The following is a 21,415-nucleotide window of genomic DNA, read 5'->3' as shown; positions in this document are numbered from 1 at the left end:
CTAGTTGGCGCTACCCGGGTTCGGCAGCACCATCAGTTCCAGCCCGGACGCCGTTCCTGGCGCGTGATACACGCGCTGGGTCGCTTTCCTGAAGTCGCCGGGCTTCGCATCAAGAATGCGCATGAACGTTTGCGGATTCAGGTCGATCAGCGGGAACCACGAGCTCTGCACCTGCACCATGATCCGGTGACCGCGCCGGAAGGTGTGGTTCACCTGGCCCAGTTCATACTTGATGGGTTCGACCTTGCCCGGCACGAACGGTTCGGGCTTTTCATAGCTGTTGCGGAACTTGCCGCGCAGCGGATTGCCACGCACCAGTTGCTGGAAGCCACCCAGACTCACCGCGGGCGGACCGACATCGCCGCCCCGCTCGGCTGCCGGGGTCGGGAAACTGGCCGGGTAGACATCGATCAGCTTGACGACCCAGTCGGCGTCGGTGCCACTCGTGGACACGAACAGCTTGGGCGTGACCGGCCCGGCGACCGTCACATCTTCTTCCAGCACGGCGCTCTGGTACACCAGCACATCAGGCCGCGTGGCGGCGAAGCGCTGGTCCGACACCATGTATTCGCGCGGCACGCCCAGCGCCGGGTAGCCGATGTACGGCACCGGGCGCGCCGGGTCGGCCACGTATTCATCGAAACCTGCGCCCGTGGTCGTGCTCATCGTCGCGGTCGGCTGCTGCCAGCGCAGTGCGCCATTCGCGCCAAAGTACAGCGTGCGCGCCTTCGCCGGTTTCGGCGGCCAGGCGTCGTACTGGCGCCAGACATTCGTGCCCGTCTCGAACACGGTCACCGGCGCCAGCGTGGTGTTCGGCTTGACGCCCTTCAGGTGCTGCTCGAAGAACGGGAACTGGACCTTGCGCCGGAACCATTCGCTTGTTTTTGCGTCGAACTTGACGTGGCCAAGCCGGGCGCCGTCTCCGCGCGCCCAGCCGCCGTGCACCCATGGGCCCACCACGAGGGCATGGTTGCCGCCCTTGTTCTGCGCTTCCAGCGCGCGGTGCACGATGAACGGGCCGGCGGCGTCTTCCGCATCGAACCAGCCGCCCACCGTCAGCACGGCGGCCTTGACGTTGTTTAGGTGCGGGCCAATGGCGCGCTCTTTCCAGAAGCTGTCATAGGTGTCGTGCTCGATGTTCGGCATGAACAGCTCGCGCTGCGTGTCGGTCATGGTCGCGGCGATATTCGCCAGCGTGCGGTGCTTCAGAAAATAATCGTAGCCGTCGGCCACGCCGTAATCGAATTCGCTGCCGGTCTTTGGCAGCGGCGTCGGGTTCGGCGCGGCCGTGAAAGCGGCATAAAAGTCGAAGTTGGCGGCCAGCTTGAAGGCGCCGCCGTGGTACGAATCGTCGCCCATGTACAGGTCGGCAATCGGCGCCTGGGGCGAGGCGGCCTTGATCGCCGGGTGCGAATCGATGACGCTGGCGGCGGCGTAGAAGCCCGGGTAGCTGATGCCCCAGATGCCGACCTTGCCGTTGTTGTTCGGGATGTTCTTCAGCAGCCAGGCGACCGTATCGTACATGTCGTCGCTCTCGCGGCCCTCGCCTTTTGCCAGCTTGCCCTTGCCGTGCGGCGTCATTTCCTGCCACGTCCCTTCGGACATGTAACGGCCGCGCACGTCCTGACTCACGAAGATGTAGCCGGCTTCCTCGAATTCGCGGGATGGCCCCAGCGACTCGGGCAGCCAGTCCACGCCATAGCGCAGTTCGCCTTCGGCACGTACGCCAGCGCTGTACGGGGTGCGCTGCATCAGGAACGGGTAGCTGCGCGAGCTGTCCTTCGGCACGTAGACGACCGTGAACAACTGCACACCGTCACGCATCGGGATCCGGTACTCGTACTTAGTATAGGCTTCGCGCGTCGGGCGCTTGCTGTCCTTGACACTGTCCGCGGCAATCGCGGCAGACGGGCTGGCCAGGCCAGCGGCAAGGCACAAGCCGAAAACAAGGGCGGGAAGCGTACGGCGGATCATGACGGCCTTCGAAGAGATGACTGGGGACGCCAGTGTAATGGGATTCCCGGTCAATTCCAAAAAGACATGCTCAAGCCACCGGCTGCGCTGACTGGTCCTCGTGCACGCCGCGCACCCGCTCGCGCACCAGGTGGATGTGACTGCGCAGGCGGTACAGCTCGTCCGCGTAGGCCAGCGGCACCGAGATATGGTTGACGCGGTCTTCCAGCCCATCGAGCCGGCCCAGCAACTCCTTGCGCACCGCCTCGGTGGCGTCGGCCCCGCTCTCCTCCAGCGACTGTTCGATGGCGCGCAGCTCACCGTACCAGCGATACACGCGCGAACGCACGCGCCAGACGTAAATCGGCGGCACGATCTTGGACAGCGGAATCAACAGCGCCGTCAGCGCCACCACCACGACCCACAGCCGCTCGGCCAGGTTGGCCAGCCAGAACCGCATGTAGCGCTGCATGAACGGCGGGCCATCGCGGTAGTAGCGCGCCGCTTCGGGCGCGACCGGGATTTCCGTGTACTTCGGCGACGGGAACTGGCCCTGCTGCTGGAACCAGCCGGCGCCGCCGTGGATCTCGGTCGCCGCCTTGACCAGCAGGCCCACCAGCGCCGGATGGATTTCCTCGCGCGCGACGAGCGTGGCGGTTGGCGCGATCAGGTGGTAATCCTGGTTCGGGATATTGCGGCCCAGGTCGACGATCCCGCGCGGCAGCACCACGTGCGTCAGGAATGGCAGGCGCCGCGTATAGGCTTCGGCCTGCGAAAAATCGAACAGACGGATGCCCGGCGTTTGCAGCAGCATCTGGATCAGCGGCGCTTCCGGCGCCGAGCTGAACACCAGGCCATCGATGCGCCCGGCCAGTAATTCGACCGTCGCCGGCGTGTTGGCCAGGTCGCTGATCGTCAATGCGCCCGGCACGATATTGTTGGCGTCGAGCAGCTGGCGCACCAGGCGCGGCACGCCGGTGCCTTCCGGCCCCAGGTTGATGCGCTTGCCGCGCAGATCGGGCAGCCGCGTGACATTCGCTTCGTCGCGCACAAACAGCCACACGGGTTCGGTAAACAAGCTGCCCAGCGAGACCAGGCCGCGCCGCTCGACGCTGTCGGCGTTGCCAACCTTGTCGTCGGTCGAGCCGCTTTGCACGAACGCGACATCGGCCTGCCCGGCCAGCAACTGCTGCAGATTGTCCTGCGAGCCGAGCGTGCCCTGCAGCGTGACCTTGATATCGTCGCGCGCCAGCACGCTGGCATATTGCTTGCCGAATTGCTCGTAGGCGGAGTTTTCCTGGCCCGTGGCCAGCCGCAGCGTGCGCGGCGGCGCCGGGTCGACCCACCAGTAGGCGAGCACCACGGCCGCCGCGACCAGCAGGATCGTCGGGCCGGTGGCCACGACCAGATCGCGCAGCGAAACGATGCTGAAGTTCTGCAGGCGGGCGCGCAGCCCCTTGACTGGCGCGCCCGGAAGATCCTGCCCTGGCCTCAACGCACGCACTGCCGCGGCGCGGCGGCGACGGCCTGGCCGGGCACGGGTGCTGGCGCGGCCGGCGGTTCGATCATCGGCATCAGGCTCGGCGCCAGCGTGACGAGCAGTTGCACCGGCAACGCACTGGTGAAGTCATAGTTTTCGGACTGCGGCCCGTGCACGTACGCGGTCATGCTGCCGTAGAAGCGTTCGCCGATGTTGAACACGAACGTCGCCGAGCGATTCACGTAGCGCGACTCGACCAGGCGGCCGCCACGGGCATACACGTCGAAACGCTGGTCACCGGTACCGGTCTTGCCGGCCACGGCGATGATGCTGCCGTCCGATTGCACGAAGGCGGTCTTGACACGCTTGGCGGTGCCGTCCGAGACGACGCCCTGGATGGCGTCGGCCACGGCGCGCGCGACTTCGGGCGCCAGCACTTGTTCCTTGCCGCCGCCCTTGTTGCGGCGCACGAGCGTTTCATACGGCGTGGACTTGGCAAAGTGCAGCGAATCGATGCGCTCGATCGGTTTGCGCACGCCGCCATTGACGATGATGCCCATCATCTCGGCCAGCGCGGCCGGCCGGTCGGCCGAGGCGCCCAGCGTGGTCGCGTACGACGGCACGAGCGAATCAAACGGGTAGCCCATTTTCTTCCACTGCGCGTGGATCTTCAGGAACGCCTCGACTTCGAGCAGGCCGGCGATGCGGTTGTCCTGCGCGTGCTTGCGGTGCGTCTTGAACAGCCATTGGTAGACTTCCTGGCGCTCCTTGACGCTGGCGGCCGTCACTTCGGACCAGGTCGCTTTTGGATGCGTGCGCAGATAGCTCACCAGCCACAGTTCGAGCGGATGCACCGATGACACGTAGCCGCGGTCGGCCAGCGACATATTCCGTGGGTCATAGGTCTCGTACAGTTTCGGAATACGGTCGGGATCGATCTCGTTGCTGGCCGGGACCGATGCATCGATGAACGCGCCAAACTGCGCCAGCGTGGCGTTCGGTACCACGGTGCGGTGGGCCGCCGCGAGCTTCGAGGCCAGCGGACGCACGCCGGAGAACAGCAGCGTTTCTACTTCCTGCGGCGTCTTGCCCTTGTACTTGTTCCAGAACTTGGCCATGAAGACCTTGCCTTCGTTGTCGGCAAAGCGCGCCAGATAGGCAGCGCGGCGCGGATCGTCGGCGTCGGCCAGCAGTTGCGCGGACGAGCCCGGCAACTGGAACATGTAGTAACGCACGACGTCGCGCATCATGCGCACGAACACGAGGTTGGTCGAGCTGCGCAGCGCCTGGTTCACATCCATGATGCGGCTGTCGTCGAGCTTGCTGAAGTTGCCGAACGTGTGCAGGCCGCCACCGGTAAAGAAGCGCTCGCCTGGATTGGCCGAGTACTTGCGCGCCATGGCGGCGTCGAGCATGGGCTTGAGGCTGCGGTCGGCGCCGTCGGGCAATGTGCGGAAGTAGTCGAGGCCCCACTGCGACATGCGGTCTTTCGCATCGACTTCGACGCCCATCAGGCCAATCTTGTCCATCGCGCCAAAGCGCTTGTGCAGCTGGTCGACGATGTCGAGGTAGGTCACCAGCGTGCGCAGCTTGGCCGTCGAACCCAGATCGAGCTTGGCGCCTTCGTTGATGTCCAGTGGCTGGTCGTAGTTGTCGGTCTGCACGCGCAGGTAGTTGACGTGCTCGCCCCGCTCCATCAGCGTGAAGCTGTAGACCACTTGCGCCGGGTCGCCATTACCCAGCATGCCCTTGCCCGTCAGGCCGGCTTCTTTCGCGTGTTCGGCGTCGGACAGCTTGCGCAGCGCAGTCGTGACGGCTTGCTGGGCATTGCCGTCGAGGGTCGAGACCACCGACAGATCGAGGCGGTCGACGTTGTACAGGCGCGAGTCGCCGATCAGGTAACCCACATGGTTGCGCACTGCATTGGCCGCCTTGCGCGAGACGAACGCATCCGCCGGTGGCGGCGCCACGCCCGTGTGCAGCGCCGGTTTCAGATTGGCGCTCAGGGCAGCGTCGCGCAGTTGCGGCGAAATCACGCCCTGCTGCGTCAGCACGCGCAGGTGGCTGTTGGTCAGGGTTTCCAGGTCGCTTTCGCCGGCGCCCAGGTAATACGCCGGGCGGCGCTGGGCGATCATCAGCGACAGCGCCTCTTTGTAGGCCATGACGGCGTCCGGGCTCGTCATCGGGCCCTTGAGCATCGCATTGACCTTGGCGAAATCGCGGCCGTACCAGACCCACATGCCGTCGCCGATACCGTTGACTTCGCCGTAACCCGGCTTGGCCGACAGCGGCACCGTGTTCAGGTAGTCGAGCACGACCTGGCGGCGCGACCCCGTGGTGTCTTCGCCGTCCTGGTAAGCGCGCAGCGTGGCCGAGGCCATCTGGATGATCTTGTCGGTCAGCGAGCCGGTGCGGCCCTCGGCCGAGTGCCGGTATTTTTCGATCTGCGTGGCCAGCGTGCTGCCGCCGGCCACGCGGCCGTCGCCGCCCAGGCCGACACTGGCCAGCGTCTTGTCGAACACGGCTTTCGAGAAGCGGTCCCATTCGACGGCCGGATTGCGGCGCGGGTGGCTCGCGTCGAGCAGTTCGCGGTTTTCGATGAACAGCAGGCTTTGTACCAGCAGCGACGGTGCGGCGTCGAATTTGTCGTAGAAGCGCTCGGGGAAGCGCGACGTGAACAGGGGCTGGGCGCGGCAATCGAGGATCTCGAGGCCGACCTTGGTTTTCTCGTGGTAGGTGGCGTACAGGCCGAGATCGGCCATCTTGACCATCTGCGGCGAGATGCGCGCCTGCGACGCGATCGCGTAATCGCGCGTCTGCAGGCGTTCGAGGTATTTCGGCAGGCCGGCATAGCCGAGTCGGGTGTCGTACGGGCTGGCGGCCGGGAAGCGGATCGAATCGCTTGGGCCATTGGCCATGCGGAACGTGAGTTCGCTGGCCATGTCGGCGAAGATTTTCGCCTGCAGGCGCGAGGTGCGGGTTTCCGTCACGGCCCAAGCCGCCGCGGCAGCGATCAGCAGCAAGCCGATCAGCGCCAGCCAGAGCTTCCAGCGGCGCTTGCGCGGCGCTGGCGGCGACCCATCCGGCCCACCGGACGGGTCGCCCGGCCCGCCGCCGCTGCCATGGCCGTTGTCAGCCAGGTGCGGGAAGGCATCGTGCAGGGGAACGTCACCCGCCGAATCCGGGGCGGACGGGGACGCAGACGCCCCCGACGCTGCAGCGCCCGCTGCGGCGACGACTGGCGCGGCAACTGCGCCGTCCATGGTCGGCTCGCTCCGCGAGGTGGCGGCGCGCTTGCCGAATACATTGTTTGGTCGCACGAGGCGACGAATACTTTCCATGATGGCTTAACCGGTCCGAATCAAAACGCTTGCAACCCCCGCCAACCTGCTCGCCATCTATTGCTGCTGGTCCGTTCGAGTGATTGTGGTGTCTGTTAGTTCACAAATTTCAGCAGTGCAATCCCACTCCAGATTGCCCCGTCCATAGGTAATATTCCACCACATCAATAAGATACACGCGAGATACCGTTTAACAAATCGGCCTATACCGGAATATTTTCGCAAAAAAACAACGGGTTGGTTAAATGGCATGACCGCAAGCGATGCCCGTGCGTCACGACTGTTGGCAGCAACGCATCAAGCGTCGTATGCACGGTTGACGCTGGCAGTTAACGCGCCCGACATCGTGCCGGTGCACAGCGCACCACTGATTTAAATGGAAGCGCCGGCGCCGGGATGTGCTGGAAGGTGCTGCGCGCGCAGCTCCACCAGTGCCTGCAGGCAGTAATACTGGAACCAGAGCCCGGCAAACAAAAAGAGCATGATGTACAGCCACAGCGACACCAGCGCCAGCACCGGGAACAGCACGACCGAGATCACCGCCCCACCCATCCACGCGATGCCGGGCAGCGCGCCGGCCAGGCCCGAGACCAGGCCGATCGTCAGCAGCGCCGGACGGCAGGTGCGCATCAGCACCTGGCGCTCGGCCCCGCTGGCGTGCGCGGCCAGTGCGTCGTAGCTCATCACGCGCGACGTGACCCAGGCCCACAGGCCGGCCTGCACCAGCCAGGCCAGCGGCGGTATGGCATACAGCGGCAGCGTGAACAGCCACAACAGCGCGAACACGGCCGTACTACCGACGTTGATGGCCAGGCTGCCGACGAACGAGCCGCCCTCTTTCCTGTCGAGCGCGGGGAAGTGACGGCCACTCACGTGACGCTCGATGGCCGGCATCGCGACGATGCCCATGAACAGCAGGCTCGATGCAATCATCAGGGGCAGCAGCAAGGCAATCGCCAGCAGCGGCACGACCATCACCTTGAGCATGCCCAGCCCGAGCATGCCCAGCATGCTGTTGCTCGCATCGAAGCCGCCGTAGTCGGTAAACAGCCCGTGCAGCCAGTCGAGCAGCGGCTGCAGGCCCAGCCACATCGCGACGCCCCACAGCGTGAGCGACAGCAGCAGCGGGACCAGCGAGAGCAGCAGCATGCGGCCGCTGAACTGCGAGCGCAGCGCGCGCCGCCAGGCAAGCAGGACGCCCTTCATCGGGGCGGTCCTCGGAATCACGGTCGCGCTGTCGGCATGCGGCATGGCTACTCCAGTTGGGAAGGTCGAGAGCGCATTCTACGGGAGCGCGCCGGGCTGCAACGGGGCGCACGGCTGGCCCGGACAATGGCGGTTTCCCGACCCATGCACTACAATCGTCGTTCAATCTGAACAACAAGGAAGACCATGTCCACCATCACTACCGATTCTGGCCTGCAATACGAAGAACTCGTCACCGGCACCGGCGACGAAGCCAAGGCTGGCCAGCACGTCACCGTGCACTACACCGGCTGGCTGCGCAACGACGACGGCAGCCTCGGCGCCAAGTTCGATTCGAGCAAAGACCGTGGCGATCCGTTCGAGTTCGCACTCGGCGCCGGCCAGGTCATCCGCGGCTGGGACGAAGGCGTGCAAGGCATGAAAATCGGCGGCTCGCGTCGCCTGACCATTCCTGCAGCCCTGGGCTATGGCGCACGCGGCGCCGGCGGTGTCATTCCGCCAAACGCCACCCTGATCTTCGACGTCGACCTGCTGGCTGTCTAAGCCGCAGCATCGCTTTACTGCCATGCCCCGCCTCTCTTGCGGCGCATGGCAGGTACTGCACGCATTTGAAGTTCCCCTCTAAAGTACGCCCAATTCCCCGGGTCGCCGCCGCCTCCTGCGCTAAGATGCCTGCCGCCTTGTCCAAGCGACAAGACTGCAACCCACCATCACAGGAGTTTCCATGAGCGTCCAAGAACAATTCACCCAGGCCCAGCTCGATTCGAAGAATCTGTCGGAGCGTCCGGACAATATGACCTTGCTGAAGATCTATGCGCTGTACAAGCAGGGTTCGAGCGGCGACGCGACCGGCGAGCGTCCGGGCATGACCGATTTCGTAGCACGCGCCAAGTTCGACGCCTGGGCCGGTCTGGCCGGCACGTCGCAAGAAGAAGCCCAGCAGCAATACATCGATCTGATCGAAGAGCTGAAAGGCTGATTCAGGGAATCGCTGTCGTAGTGGACTAGGCGGCGAAGGTCTTGCGCATCTTCTCCGCCACCTTGGCCTCGATGGCCGGCGCGAAGGCGCCCATCAGGAATCCCAGGTTGATCCGCATCGCCGCCTGCTGGTCTTCCAGCGTCAATGCCCCCTCCACGCCACTGCGCTCGAAGCGCAGCACGTCGCCATCCCACTGGCATGCCAGTCCATATTCGGTCGCAATACGCTGCGCCACTTGCTCGGCCGCCGTGCGCGCCGCAGCCGGGCTCAGGGTGTGTTGCTGGACGATGCTGATTTCCGCCATCGGGACATTCCTTCCTAAATATTGCGAACAATCCGCCATGATGCCAGTTGACGCGGTCGTATGCCAGAGTTCGCTAGAACTGATGCATTCGTCACGCCGCAATTGACGCGTCTCAAAGCGTGCCCGTCATGGCGGGCTACCATGAAAGCGAACGCCGTCATTACGCGAGGAGCCGTCATGGAAATGCACCCCCAGCAACCGCACGAGGCGCCGCACGGTGCACGGTCCCGTCAACCTGTCCGCATGGCGCGCCTGGTCGACGGCGCTGCCGCCACCGCCGGGCCCGACCCCGACCCGCCTGTCGATGCCGAGCCGCTGCCGCAAGCCTTCGGTGCCCGCGTGCTGATGTGGAAGCAAGACCCGTCGGTCGGCGCCATCGGCACCCGCACGGCGTATCTGCCCGGCGCCGTGCTGGCCGGCCCGCGCGACGCCCGCATCGCGCCCGGCGTGCCCGGCATCGACCAGGTCGAACCGAACCCCTCTGGCGACTTCGTCACCCAGGCCGACACGCCCCAGTTCGACGCCGTGCACACCTATGCCGTCGTGCGCCAGACCCTGACCATGTACCAGCGCGTGCTGGCAGCGGCCAGCGTCGCCATGCCGCTGCCATGGCAATGGAACAGCAGCATCGACACCAGTCCGCTGCGCGTCTTCCCGCACGGCTTGCCCGACATCATGAACGCGTTCTACAGCCGCACCCAGGGCTGCCTGAAGTTCGGCGACTTCGTCCCCGCTGGCGGCGCCGGGCGCGTATTTACCTGCCGCTCGTTCGATATCGTCTCGCACGAGACCGCCCACGCGATCCTCGACGGCATCAAGCCACGCTGGCTGCAGGCCGACGCCCCGCCCCAGACGGGCGGCCTGCACGAATCGTTCGGCGACCTCACTGCCGTTTTTCTGGCCTTGTCGCAGTTCGACCAGTGCGAAGCCATCGTCGCCCAGACCAAGGCCAATCTGCACGACAAATCCTTCCTGGCCGACGTCGCCGAGCAGTTCGGGCTGGCGCTGGGCAACCGCAACGGCTTGCGCAATGCCGACAACGACCTGCGCCTGAGCCAGGTGGGCACCCAGGTGCATGCCATTTCCCAGGTGTTTACGGGCGCCGTGTACGACGTGCTGGCCGATCTGTTCGCCCATGAACGCAACCCCGAGCGCGAAGACGACGCTGCCGTGCTGCACCGGGTGGCGGCCTACCTGGGCGGCGTGCTGCTGCGCGCCCTGATCGGCGCGCCCGATACCGCCGCCACGTTCGCCGACGTGGTCAACGGCATGCTGCTGGTGGTCGCGGCCGACGGCAAGCCCGCAGCGTATGGCGGCTTCATCCGCAACCAGTTCAGCCGGCGCGAAGTGGTCGAGACCGGCAAATCGCCAGCTGGCGCAACCGAAGACGTGTACCTGCCCGGCGCGCCGCTGGCGGCCTGCGTGTGCGATGCCCCTGGCGCCAGGCAAGACCGGTACGCCTGCTGCGGCACCATGCAATTGCCCGAATACAAAGATGCTACCTGCGTCGTCGCCCGTTGGCATACCCAACCCGGCAACGCCGGTCCGCTCGGCCTCAACCTGCCCACACTGCCCATACTGCCCACATCCCCAGCCGACCTGGAAGCCGACGCGTCACTGCGCGCGTGAGCATGAGCGTGAGCATCAGCACACGCACCGCCATCGGCGGCAGCGAATGGCACAATCTGCTGGTACAGTTGCGCCAGGCTGCCTGACGCCCGCACCCGTGCGCGAACCGCACGCCCGTGCGGTACCGCTCGTCATTTGCTTATGTCCATTGTGTATATAAGCGAGTTTGTGAGAAAACCCGAATTGCCCTAAAATACAGTGCTTTGTCTTGTCCGGCCGGCCCTCGTGCGCCCGGCAATGCGACACCCCACCAACTGATAGGACTGTTATGACCCACGTTGTCACCGAATCGTGCATCAGCTGTCGTTACACCGACTGCGTCGATGTATGCCCGGTAGATTGTTTCCGGGAAGGCCCGAATTTCCTCGCCATCGATCCCGACGAGTGCATCGACTGCGCCGTGTGCGTCGCCGAGTGCCCCGTGAATGCAATCTTTGCCGAAGAAGACGTGCCCGGCGATCAACAGCAGTTCATCAAGATCAATGCCGATCTGTCGCGCTTCTGGCCGTCGATTACCAAGACGAAAGCCGCCCTGCCAGAGGCCGACAAGTGGAAAGACGTCACGGACAAGCTCGACCAACTGGTTCGCTGATCGGGCGGTCAGGTCGCCGTTGCGCCGGCCCTTGTGCGCCGGCGCCGGTCCCGGGGGCGTTACGCGTGGCGGCTGCGGCCGCTCTCGCCTCACCATTCAAACATCACAGGATTTAAGCGCATGACTATCAGTGCCACCCACGAAGCGGGCAGCATCGCTCCCAACAGTTCGTTCGCCGGCGCCATCGAGACCGATGCCGTCATCATCGGCGCCGGTCCGGTCGGCCTGTTCCAGGTCTTCGAACTGGGCCTGCTTGAAATCAAGGCCCACGTCATCGATTCGCTGCCAGCTGTCGGCGGCCAGTGCGTGGAACTGTACCCGGACAAGCCGATCTATGACATTCCGGCCGTGCCGGTCTGCACCGGCCAGGAACTGACCGACAACCTGCTCAAGCAGATCGAGCCGTTCGAGCCAACGTTCCACCTGGGCCAGGAAGTCACCGGCGTGCAGCGCCGTGAAGACAACCGGTTCAATGTCGAGACGTCGACCGGTACCCAGTTCATTACCAAGACCATCTTCATCGCTGCCGGCGTCGGTTCGTTCCAGGCGCGCACGATCAAGGTCGACGCGATCGACAAGTTCGAAAACGAACAGCTGTTCTACCGAGTCAAGGATCCGGCACGTTTCGACGGCAAGAACATCGTCATCTGCGGCGGCGGCGACTCGGCGCTCGACTGGGCACTGAACTTCGTCGGCAAAGCAGAGTCCGTGGTGCTGGTGCACCGCCGTGACGACTTCCGCGCGGCGCCAAGCTCGGTCGCCAAGATGAAGGCGCTGTGCGACGAATACGAGATGCAGCTGATCACCGGCCAGGTCACCGGCTTCGATGAAAAAGACGGCAAGCTGACCGAAGTGAAGGTCACTGGCGCCGACGGCGTCACCCGCCGCGTTCCGCTGGACATGCTGCTGGTGTTCTTCGGCCTGTCGCCAAAGCTGGGTCCGATCGCCGAATGGGGCCTGGACATCGAACGCAAGCAGCTGAAAGTGGTCGACACCGAAAAGTTCGAGACGAATGTCCCGGGCATCTTCGCGGTCGGCGACATCAACACCTATCCGGGCAAGAAAAAGCTGATCCTGTCGGGCTTCCACGAAGCGGCACTGGCTGCGTTCGGTGCTGCACCCTACATCTTCCCGGACAAGAAGATCCACATGCAGTACACGACCACGTCACCAAAGCTGCACAAGATCCTGGGCGTCGAGACGCCAGTCTTCGACTAAACAGCCGGTCACAGTCGTTCAGTAACATCGCAACGACAACGTCCCGTTAAAACGCCCCGCATCGCGGGGCGTTTTGTTTTATGTGGGATGCCCAACGAAGCGCGCACGGGTAAATATGCTACAAGTGCAGCATGCTTCAGCGTCAGGTCCGCTCAGGTTTCCACAAGCCAAAAGCAAATCCCCTATAATCGTTGAAGCTTCAACGCAAATCTTTTGCGGCGCGCGCAGTTAATAGAAGGATTTATTTATGCTTTACCAATTGCACGAAATGCAACGCTCCTTCCTGATCCCACTCATGCAGTGGGCTGAGGCGTCGTCGAAGATGTTTTCCAATCCCGTCTCGCCATTTGCACACACCCCGTTTTCGCAGCGGATCGCTGCCGGATACGAGCTGATGTATCGCTTGGGCAAGGAATACCAGAAGCCGGCCTTCGGCTTGAAGACCACCACGATCAAGGGCGAAGAAGTCGGCATCGTCGAAGAGATCGTGCTCGAAAAGCCGTTCTGCAGCCTGCTGCACTTCAAGAAGGACCTGCCCGACGCCGGGATCGCTGCTCTCGCCCAGCCGACCGTGCTGCTCGTCGCGCCGCTGTCCGGCCACCATGCCACGCTGCTGCGCGACACGGTCAAGGCGCTGCTGGTCGACCATGACGTGTTCATCACCGACTGGACCGACGCGCGCATGGTGCCGCTGTCCGATGGCCCGTTCCACCTCGACAATTACATCTTCTACGTCCAGGACTTCATCCGTCATCTGGGCCCGGACGTCCACGTGATCTCCGTGTGCCAGCCGACCGTGCCGGTGCTGGCCGCGATTGCGCTGATGGCAAGCGAGAAGGATGCCAAGCTGCCGAAGACGATGACGATGATGGGCGGTCCGATCGATCCGCGCAAATCGCCCACCGCCGTCAATGACCTGGCGGTCGAAAAGCCGTTCTCGTGGTTCGAGAACACCGTGATCTATTCCGTGCCGGGCAACTACCCGGGTTTTGGCCGCAAGGTCTACCCGGGCTTCCTGCAGCACGCCGGCTTCATCGCGATGAACCCGGGCCGCCACGCCCAGAGCCACCGCGAGTTCTACCAGCACCTGGTGCAGGGCGACGACGATTCGGCCGAATCGCACCGCCAGTTCTACGACGAATACAACGCCGTGCTCGACATGCCGGCCGAGTACTACCTCGACACGATCAAGACCGTGTTCCAGGACTTCAGTCTGCCAAAAGGTACGTGGAACGTCGGCGGCAATCTGGTGCGCCCGCAGGACATCAAAACGGTGGCATTGCTCACCGTCGAAGGCGAGCTGGACGACATTTCGGGCATCGGCCAGACCAGCGCTGCGCATGATCTGTGCAGTGGTGTGCCGGCAGAGATGAAACACGCGTTTGTGGTCGAGAAAGCCGGCCACTATGGCATCTTCTCGGGCCGTCGCTGGCGCGAGATTGTATGTCCGAAGATCACGGAATTCATCCGCGACAACAAATAAACGACCGCTGAATAAACAATGCCATGGCAAGCGCCATGGCATTTTTTTTGTGCTCTAGATGCGCTCAGCGCCCCAGCACCACCTGCTCGACCCGGCCGGTCGCGATGGCCACGAGCGCGAAGCTGCGATCGGCCTGCACCCACTGATGCCCGCGCGGTGGCTTGGTCAGGCGCAGCTTGCGCCAGTCCTCGACCACGTACTGGGCGGCCTGATAGCGTGCAGGCAAGCGCTCGCCACGGCGCAATTCGCCGCTGGATTCGACGCTGCGGTACAGAGATGGCAGCGCCAGCACCTCGGTCTGCTCGGGCGGCGCCGTGGCATGGCTGTCCTTGGTGTTGCGCGTGTGCAGGTTGTCGCCTGCAGAAAAAATGGCAGCAAACAGCAACGGGGCGATCAATTCGTTCATGTCAGTCCTCGTCGGTGGATCGGTTTATAGTACAGCAGGTTACGGCCCACGCCTCTGTTCGATTGACCACGCACGTGAGGCTCCCGTTTCCACGCCATGCCGGCGCGCCGGGTTTCACCGCAGCGCCCGGCATTTTGGCGGATAATGTCGGCTTTACCAGATCCGCCACACCGTGACCAAACCCCTCGCCGACCAGCTCGAAGACCTGCTGCCGCAGACCCAGTGCACCAAGTGCGGCTATCCCGCATGCCGTCCGTATGCGGAAGCGATCGCCAGCGGCGAAGCCGACATCAACCAGTGCCCGCCCGGCGGCATGGAAGGCGTGCGCCGCCTGGCCGCCGCCACGGGCCGCGCTGTCATCCCGATCAACCCGGCCAATGGCATTGAGCGTCCGCGCCCTGTGGCCTTCATCGACGAAGCGCTGTGCATTGGCTGCACGCTGTGCATCCAGGCGTGTCCGGTCGATGCGATCCTGGGCGCGGCCAAACAGATGCACACGATCCTGCCGAGCCTGTGCACCGGCTGCGACCTGTGCGTGGCGCCCTGCCCGGTCGACTGCATCGCAATGGTGCCGGTCACGGGTGAGCGCACCGGCTGGGATGCCTGGAGCCAGCCGGCCGCCGATGCGGCGCGCAGCCGCCACGACTTCCGCGAAGCGCGCCTGCGCCGCGAACGCGACGAGAATGACGCGCGACTGGCCGCCAAGGCCGTCCAGAAAATGCGTGAAGTCACGGCCGAAGCGACCAATACTCCCGAAGAGCTGGCAGAAAAAGAGCGCAAGCGCGCGATCATCGCCGCCGCCATGGAACGCGCGCGCCTGAAGGCCGCCGGCAATACCGACCCGACCTGACCTGCATGAATTCCGCCAAACGTTACGAGATTTTCACGCGCTTTCGCGCCGCCAACCCGACGCCCACCACCGAGCTCGAATTTTCGACGCCGTTCGAATTACTGATCGCGGTCCTGCTGTCGGCCCAGTCGACCGATGTCGGCGTGAACAAGGCCATGCGCCGCTTGTTCCCGGTAGCGAACACACCGCAGGCGATCCTCGACCTGGGCATCGATGAGCTCAAGACCTATATCGCGACCATTGGCCTGTACAACACGAAGGCCAAGAACGTGATCGCCACCTGCCAGATCTTGGTCGAACAGCATGGCGGCGAGGTGCCGCCCGTGCGCGAAGCGCTCGAGGCGCTGCCGGGCGTGGGCCGCAAGACGGCAAACGTCGTGCTCAATACGGCCTTTGGCGAACCGACGATGGCGGTCGACACGCACATCTTCCGCGTCTCGAACCGCACCAAGATCGCTCCGGGCAAGAACGTCGACATCGTCGAGCAAAAGCTGCTGAAGTTCGTGCCAAAGGAATTCCTGCACGACGCCCACCACTGGCTGATCCTGCACGGGCGCTACACCTGCGTGGCGCGCAAGCCCAAATGCTGGAATTGCCTGATTGCCGACCTGTGCGAGTTCAAGGACAAGACGCCGGCACCGGCGGGTCTTCTCGAGCCGGCTGCTGTTGCTGCGGCCACGGCAGCTGAGGCCGCGATACCTGCGGCAAGTTAGATCCGGGTCTCGCCGGTCGCGAACGAGGCGCGCACGATGCGCCCGTCCACCGCCTCGTAGACGCACAACATCTCGACCGTGCCCTGACCTTCTGGAAAGTTGCGGGTCACGATCTCGAGGTCGGTGACGAAGTTGCCCAATACCGTGCGCGACAGCAGCCGCGCGTGCAGGTCAGGCTCGAGAAAACGCTGTTCGTAACGCGGCCGGATCTGGTCGTGGCCGCGCGCCAGCAGGTCGCCATGCAGCGCGAATTGCGCTGCCTCCGGCGCATAGGTGGCCATCAGTGCATCGAGGTCTTTGGCGTTGTAGGCGTCGAGCTGCGCCTGGACCACGGCGGAAGGTGAAAGTGGCGTCATCGGATGGTGGCTCACAAGGTGCGCCACCGGTTGCCGGGCCCATCCCGGCACTACGGGCGCGCGGGCATCTTACCGCGCACCCGGTCCGTGTCAAGCAGCCAGTGCCAGTTTGGTACGGGGCGGTGCTACGACACCGGTCGGCTCTTCGACCTTGAACACGCTGACCACTTCCGTCAGCGCCACCGTCTGCTCGCGCAGCGATTGCGCTGCGGCAGCGGCCTGCTCGACCAGCGCCGCATTCTGCTGGGTCGTGACATCCATCTCGGTAACGGCCTGGTTGACCTGCGAAATACCCTGGCTCTGCTCGCTGCTGGCGGCGCTGATCTCGGTGATGATGTGCATCACGCCGCGCACGCTGGCCAGGATCTCACCCATCGTCACGCCCGCTTCGCCGGCGAGCCGGTCGCCCGTTTCCACGCAGGCCACCGATTCGCCGATCAGGTCCTTGATTTCTTTCGCCGCTGTTGCCGAACGCTGCGCGAGGGTGCGCACTTCGCCGGCCACGACGGCAAAGCCACGGCCCTGCTCGCCGGCGCGCGCCGCTTCGACCGCCGCGTTGAGCGCCAGGATATTGGTCTGGAACGCGATGCTGTCGATGACGCCGATGATGTCGGTGATCTTGCGCGACGACGCGCTGATCGACGCCATCGTGCCCACCACCTGCTCGACCACCTTGCCGCCCTTGACCGCCACATCACAGGCCGACACGGCCAGCACGCTGGCCTGGCGCGCATTGTCGGCATTCTGGATGACGGTCGAGGTCAGTTCTTCCATCGATGACGCCGTCTCTTCCAGCGCGCCGGCCTGGCGCTCGGTGCGGGCCGACAGGTCGAGGTTGCCCTGCGCGATTTCGCCGGATGCCACCGCGATGGTCTCGGCCCCGCCCCGCACTTCGAGCACGATGCGCTGCAGGCTGGCCGACATCTCCTTCAGCGCCATCAGCAGCTGGCCCGTTTCATCGTTGCTGCGCACCGTGATCGCAGTGCGCAGATCGCCCGCCGCGACGCTGCGCGCGGCCTCGACCGCTTCGTCGAGCGGCCGCGTGATCGAACGCGACACCAGGATACCGGCGATGACGGCCACGACGGCGCCCACCAGCATCAGGCTATAGCTGAGCAGCGTGGCCTGTTTGCCGACCGCATCGGCCTGGGCCGCGCTGGACAGGCTGAGGGCCGACATCTTTTCCTGGGCCTGCACCAGCAACTCGGCTGGAGCACGGTCCTTGCCCTTGACGGCGATATCGCCGGCGCCGGCATCGAAACCGGCCGCTTCGAAATCCTGGTAGCCGCGCCGGAAATCCGCACCCATGGTCGCGTGCGCCGCGCCGAACTGCGTCACCAGCGTTCGCACTTCGCCTTCGGGCATGGCGTCCAGCAAGGCCTTGACCTGTTGCGCGACTTCCGTCTCGTTCTTCTGGAACGCGTTCCAGTACTTGACCCGTTCGCTTTCCTGTTTGCCACGCAACAGCGTGTTCTTCCATTCCTGGACCTGCTTGCGGAAATGGGACAGCAACGCTTGCACTTGCTGTGCCTGGCCTTCGGTGACCACCGCCTGGCGATAGGTGTCGACCGAGCTGTTCAGCTGCGCCATGCCGAAGAAGCCTGCGCAGGCGACGAGCAAGGTGACGGCGGCAAAACCCAGTGGTAATTTGCGACTTAGTTTCATGGCAGGTCCTGAATATATACGCGCGAAGCGCTTAAGCGCAGTGTATCCCCAAGCGTAACGCTTGAATCTATACGGCAATATTTTTGGACGATTTTGGATACAAACCTGCCGTTGCGTCAGATTGGCGCAACAGCCGGTTGGTTAGTGCTCGCTGTCTACAGCAAGACCATATTGTCGCGATGGATGAGCTCAGGCCCTTCGACGAAGCCCAGGATGCGTTCGATTTCGGTCGAGGAATGACGCATGATGCGCCGCACTTCGCTGCTCGCATAATTGGTCAATCCGCGCGCCAGCGGCTTGCCCGCTTCGTCCACGCAGGTAACCACTTGGCCGCGGCCGAACTCGCCCTTGACGGCGATGACGCCGATCGGCAGGAGCGACTTGCCTTCGCGCGTGAGCTTGGCTGCGGCGCCGGCGTCGATGACGACTTCGCCGCTCGTGTGCAGATGGTCGACCATCCACTGGCGGCGCGCCGTCAGGCGGCCGGTCGGGGCCAGCAACTGCGTGCCGATCGCTTCGCCACCCGCCAGACGCGTGAGGACATCCGGCTCGCGCCCCCAGGCGATCACGGTATGCGCGCCGGAGCGCGCAGCGCGCTTGGCCGCCAGCACCTTGGTCAGCATGCCGCCACTGCCGATGCTGCTGCCGGCCCCGCCCGCCATGCTTTCCAGTGCCACGTCGCCGGCCTGGGCGTGCGCGATCAACCGCGCATCCGGGTTCTTGCGCGGGTCGGCCGAGTACAAGCCGGGCTGGTCCGTCAGGATGACAAGTGCATCGGCTTCGATCAGGTTGGCCACCAGCGCACCCAGGGTGTCGTTGTCGCCAAACTTGATCTCGTCGGTGACGACGGTATCGTTCTCGTTGATGATCGGCACCACCTTCAGGCGCAGCAAGGTGGTCAGCGTCGAGCGCGCGTTCAGGTAGCGTTCGCGGTCGGCCAGGTCGGCATGCGTGAGCAGCACCTGGGCCGTTTGCACGCCGTGCGCGCGAAAGCTGGTTTCATAGATTTGCGCCAGGCCCATCTGGCCACAGGCGGCACACGCCTGCAGTTCGTGGATATCGGTGGGGCGCTTCGTGAAGCCCAGGCGCAGCATGCCTTCGGCAATGGCGCCCGAGCTGACCAGGACCACGTCCTTGCCAAGAGCGCGCAACGCGGCAATCTGGGATGCCCAGCGGGCAATGGCATGATGGTCCAGCCCCCTGCCCTCGTCGGTGACGAGGGAGGAGCCGACCTTGACAATGATGCGGGAAGCTTGTTGGAGAGCGGAGTTCATGGCGACAGGAATTTTCCCCGCGGTCGCAATGCGAGCAGGGAAAGTCCTGCCAGCAGTTCAACCGCGCAGACAGCGAATAAGACCCCCGTGGGCAAGCCGATTGCGAAGGCCGCCGCAAGGCGGCCGGCCGGCTGGGCCAGGAGGAACAAGGCAGTCAAGTCGCCCAGGATCGGCAGATCGCCGTGCCTGGCCGCCAACAGCGCCAACCCCGCGGTAGCGAGGCGCACGCCCACATAGATGGCGTAGAACTGGCTGTAGCCATTCACGCCAACCAAAAACAGGCCCATTGCCGACGCAATACGGTCGGGATCGAGCAATGCCGCCAGCGAGGCCAGCGAGCTGACGGTTGCGACCAGCTGAAGCAACTGGCCACGCAGCCAGGCGCGCGACCAGATCAGGGTCTGAGGAGCGCCGCCGGCCAAGGGTCAGTCTTCGAGGATCTTGAAGCGTGGATCGTCCGGATCGATCGACGAAATCCCGCGCGCTTCTTCGGTCATCGCGGTTTCTTCGGCGCGGTGCTCGGCATGACGCTTTTCTTCCAGGTGCAGGTAGATCGCGTTGATCAGTTCCTGGCAACCTTCGCGGTTCAGCGCCGAAATCTCGAACACCGGGCCCTTCCAGGCCAGGCGCTTGATCATGTCCTTGACGCGCTTCTTGCGCTCGGCCTCGTCCAGCACGTCGAGCTTGTTGAGCACGAGCCAGCGTGGCTTGTTCAGCAGCTCTTCGTCGTACTTTTCGAGTTCCTTGATCAGGGCCTTGGCTTCCTTGACCGGATCGATGTTCGCTTCGAACGACGACAGGTCGACAATGTGCAGCAGCAAGCCGGTACGCGCCAGGTGACGCAGGAACTGGTGACCCAGGCCCGCGCCTTCGGCGGCGCCTTCGATCAGGCCCGGAATGTCGGCCACGACGAAGCTCTTTTCGTGCGACACGCGCACCACGCCCAGATTCGGGTGCAAGGTGGTGAACGGGTAATCGGCGATCTTCGGGCGCGCGTTCGAGACGGCGGTAATGAAGGTCGATTTACCGGCGTTCGGCATGCCCAGCAGGCCCACGTCCGCCAGAACTTTCAGTTCCAGGCGCAACGTGCGACGCTCGCCTTCCTTGCCTTCGGTCTTTTGACGCGGGGCGCGGTTGGTCGAACTTTTAAAGTGGATATTGCCCCAGCCGCCCTCGCCGCCTTTGGCGAGCAGTTCGGTCTGGCCGTGTTCGGTCAGGTCGGCAATGATTTCGCCATTGACATCATCGATGATGAGCGTGCCGACCGGCATGCGCATATAGATGTCTTCGGCGCCCTTGCCATAGCAATCCGAGCCGCGGCCCGGTTCGCCATGCTTGCCGGTGTGGACTTTCGAATAGCGAAAGTCGACCAGCGTGTTGACGTTGCGGTCGGCAACCACAAAGATCGAGCTGCCCGTGCCGCCATCGCCGCCGTCGGGACCGCCAAATGGGCGGAACTTTTCGCGCCGGAACGAGGCGCATCCGTTGCCGCCGTCGCCTCCGATGACTTCAATTTTTGCTTCGTCGATAAACTTCATGATTGTGACCGCTTAAAAACTAAAAAAGGCCCTACCGTGGGCAGAGCCTTTCGATGGAAGGCTTGCGCCTTGCAAAGAAGCGCCGCTCGGAAGCGGCGCGAGTGCGTTATTACGCTGCGACTGCTTCCGCTGCTTCGTTAGCAACGACGGTCACGAACTGCTTCGAGCCGACGCCTTGCTTGACGAACTTGACGGTGCCAGTGACCAGCGCGAACAGGGTGTGATCCTTGCCCGTACCGACATTGGTGCCGGCGCGCACTGGGGTGCCGCGCTGACGAATGATGATGCCGCCGGCATTGACTGCCTGGCCGCCGTAGATCTTCACGCCGAGGCGCTTGCTTTCTGAGTCACGGCCGTTGCGGGTAGTACCGCCGCCTTTTTTGTGTGCCATTTATTTACTCCTGGATGACGTTGCTGGGGACCGGAAA

The 21,415-nt window shown here is 64.2% G+C and carries 19 protein-coding genes and 1 pseudogene; 8 read left to right on the top strand and 12 right to left on the bottom strand.

The window, feature by feature from the left end; genetic code table 11:
* The 4 genes from IFU00_14405 to IFU00_14390 form a co-directional block, all read right to left on the bottom strand.
* Positions 1-1,974, bottom strand: coding sequence for a CocE/NonD family hydrolase (locus tag IFU00_14405; GenBank protein ID MBD8543473.1), 1,974 nt, complete (start codon positions 1,972-1,974; stop codon positions 1-3).
* A gap of 70 nt (positions 1,975-2,044) precedes the next feature.
* Entirely contained in the window at positions 2,045-3,448 is a 1,404-nt protein-coding gene (locus tag IFU00_14400; protein ID MBD8543472.1) for a TAXI family TRAP transporter solute-binding subunit, read from the bottom strand.
* Positions 3,445-6,774 carry a penicillin-binding protein gene (locus IFU00_14395; protein ID MBD8543471.1) on the bottom strand — a complete coding sequence of 1,110 codons (3,330 nt, stop codon included), beginning with the start codon at positions 6,772-6,774 and terminating at the stop codon, positions 3,445-3,447. The genes IFU00_14400 and IFU00_14395 overlap by 4 nt, the downstream gene beginning before the upstream one ends.
* Positions 6,775-7,146: 372 nt before the next feature.
* On the bottom strand, positions 7,147-7,980 hold the full coding sequence (locus IFU00_14390; protein MBD8543470.1) for an EI24 domain-containing protein: 834 nt from the start codon (positions 7,978-7,980) through the stop codon (positions 7,147-7,149).
* Between the two features lie 186 nt (positions 7,981-8,166).
* On the opposite strand from IFU00_14390, the gene IFU00_14385 reads away from it, so the two are divergent.
* On the top strand, positions 8,167-8,523 hold the full coding sequence (locus tag IFU00_14385) for an FKBP-type peptidyl-prolyl cis-trans isomerase (protein ID MBD8543469.1): 357 nt from the start codon (positions 8,167-8,169) through the stop codon (positions 8,521-8,523).
* A gap of 181 nt (positions 8,524-8,704) precedes the next feature.
* Positions 8,705-8,959: an acyl-CoA-binding protein gene (locus tag IFU00_14380; protein ID MBD8543468.1), complete on the top strand. Its 255-nt coding sequence runs from the start codon at positions 8,705-8,707 to the stop codon at positions 8,957-8,959.
* Positions 8,960-8,984: 25 nt separating this feature from the next.
* On the opposite strand, the gene IFU00_14375 is transcribed toward IFU00_14380, so the two are convergent.
* Complete coding sequence (locus IFU00_14375) at positions 8,985-9,263, bottom strand: polyhydroxyalkanoic acid system family protein (GenBank protein MBD8543467.1); 279 nt, start codon at positions 9,261-9,263, stop codon at positions 8,985-8,987.
* 309 nt (positions 9,264-9,572) lie between these two features.
* Here IFU00_14375 and IFU00_14370 point away from each other — a divergent pair.
* The 4 genes and pseudogenes from IFU00_14370 to IFU00_14355 all read left to right on the top strand — a co-directional run bounded on the left by IFU00_14370 (position 9,573) and on the right by IFU00_14355 (position 14,185).
* A pseudogene (locus IFU00_14370) lies at positions 9,573-10,754 on the top strand (hypothetical protein).
* Positions 10,755-11,160: 406 nt separating this feature from the next.
* Complete coding sequence (locus IFU00_14365) at positions 11,161-11,484, top strand: ferredoxin family protein (protein MBD8543466.1); 324 nt, start codon at positions 11,161-11,163, stop codon at positions 11,482-11,484.
* 120 nt (positions 11,485-11,604) lie between these two features.
* Positions 11,605-12,702: an NAD(P)/FAD-dependent oxidoreductase gene (locus IFU00_14360; protein MBD8543465.1), complete on the top strand. Its 1,098-nt coding sequence runs from the start codon at positions 11,605-11,607 to the stop codon at positions 12,700-12,702.
* Between the two features lie 247 nt (positions 12,703-12,949).
* Positions 12,950-14,185: a polyhydroxyalkanoate depolymerase gene (locus tag IFU00_14355; GenBank protein ID MBD8543464.1), complete on the top strand. Its 1,236-nt coding sequence runs from the start codon at positions 12,950-12,952 to the stop codon at positions 14,183-14,185.
* A 64-nt stretch (positions 14,186-14,249) separates the two neighbouring features.
* Here the strand turns inward: IFU00_14355 and IFU00_14350 are convergent, their stop codons facing one another.
* Positions 14,250-14,591, bottom strand: a complete 342-nt coding sequence (locus tag IFU00_14350) for an RcnB family protein (GenBank protein MBD8543463.1) — start codon at positions 14,589-14,591, stop codon at positions 14,250-14,252.
* A gap of 172 nt (positions 14,592-14,763) precedes the next feature.
* On the opposite strand from IFU00_14350, the gene rsxB reads away from it, so the two are divergent.
* Together rsxB and nth are read left to right on the top strand one after the other, a co-directional pair.
* Positions 14,764-15,441, top strand: a complete 678-nt coding sequence (rsxB, locus tag IFU00_14345; GenBank protein ID MBD8543462.1) for an electron transport complex subunit RsxB — start codon at positions 14,764-14,766, stop codon at positions 15,439-15,441.
* A 5-nt stretch (positions 15,442-15,446) separates the two neighbouring features.
* On the top strand, positions 15,447-16,154 hold the full coding sequence (gene nth, locus IFU00_14340; protein ID MBD8543461.1) for an endonuclease III: 708 nt from the start codon (positions 15,447-15,449) through the stop codon (positions 16,152-16,154).
* Here the strand turns inward: nth and IFU00_14335 are convergent.
* The 6 genes from IFU00_14335 to rpmA form a co-directional block, all read right to left on the bottom strand.
* Positions 16,151-16,510, bottom strand: coding sequence for a nuclear transport factor 2 family protein (locus tag IFU00_14335; GenBank protein MBD8543460.1), 360 nt, complete (start codon positions 16,508-16,510; stop codon positions 16,151-16,153). The genes nth and IFU00_14335 overlap by 4 nt on opposite strands.
* A gap of 90 nt (positions 16,511-16,600) precedes the next feature.
* Positions 16,601-18,175, bottom strand: coding sequence for a HAMP domain-containing protein (locus IFU00_14330; protein MBD8543459.1), 1,575 nt, complete (start codon positions 18,173-18,175; stop codon positions 16,601-16,603).
* Between the two features lie 155 nt (positions 18,176-18,330).
* Positions 18,331-19,449 (bottom strand): glutamate 5-kinase, encoded by a 1,119-nt coding sequence (locus tag IFU00_14325; GenBank protein ID MBD8543458.1) that lies wholly within the window; start codon positions 19,447-19,449, stop codon positions 18,331-18,333.
* On the bottom strand, positions 19,446-19,847 hold the full coding sequence (locus IFU00_14320; GenBank protein MBD8543457.1) for a hypothetical protein: 402 nt from the start codon (positions 19,845-19,847) through the stop codon (positions 19,446-19,448). The genes IFU00_14325 and IFU00_14320 overlap by 4 nt, the downstream gene beginning before the upstream one ends.
* 27 nt (positions 19,848-19,874) lie before the next feature.
* Positions 19,875-20,987, bottom strand: coding sequence for a GTPase ObgE (gene obgE, locus IFU00_14315; GenBank protein MBD8543456.1), 1,113 nt, complete (start codon positions 20,985-20,987; stop codon positions 19,875-19,877).
* 109 nt (positions 20,988-21,096) lie between these two features.
* Entirely contained in the window at positions 21,097-21,378 is a 282-nt protein-coding gene (gene rpmA / locus IFU00_14310; protein MBD8543455.1) for a 50S ribosomal protein L27, read from the bottom strand.
* Positions 21,379-21,415 lie beyond the last annotated feature (37 nt).

This window comes from Oxalobacteraceae sp. CFBP 8761 (assembly GCA_014841595.1).
Lineage (GTDB): Bacteria > Pseudomonadota > Gammaproteobacteria > Burkholderiales > Burkholderiaceae_D > Telluria.
Note: the sequence above shows the minus strand (reverse complement) of the source record. Positions and strands in the feature narration are given on the sequence as shown.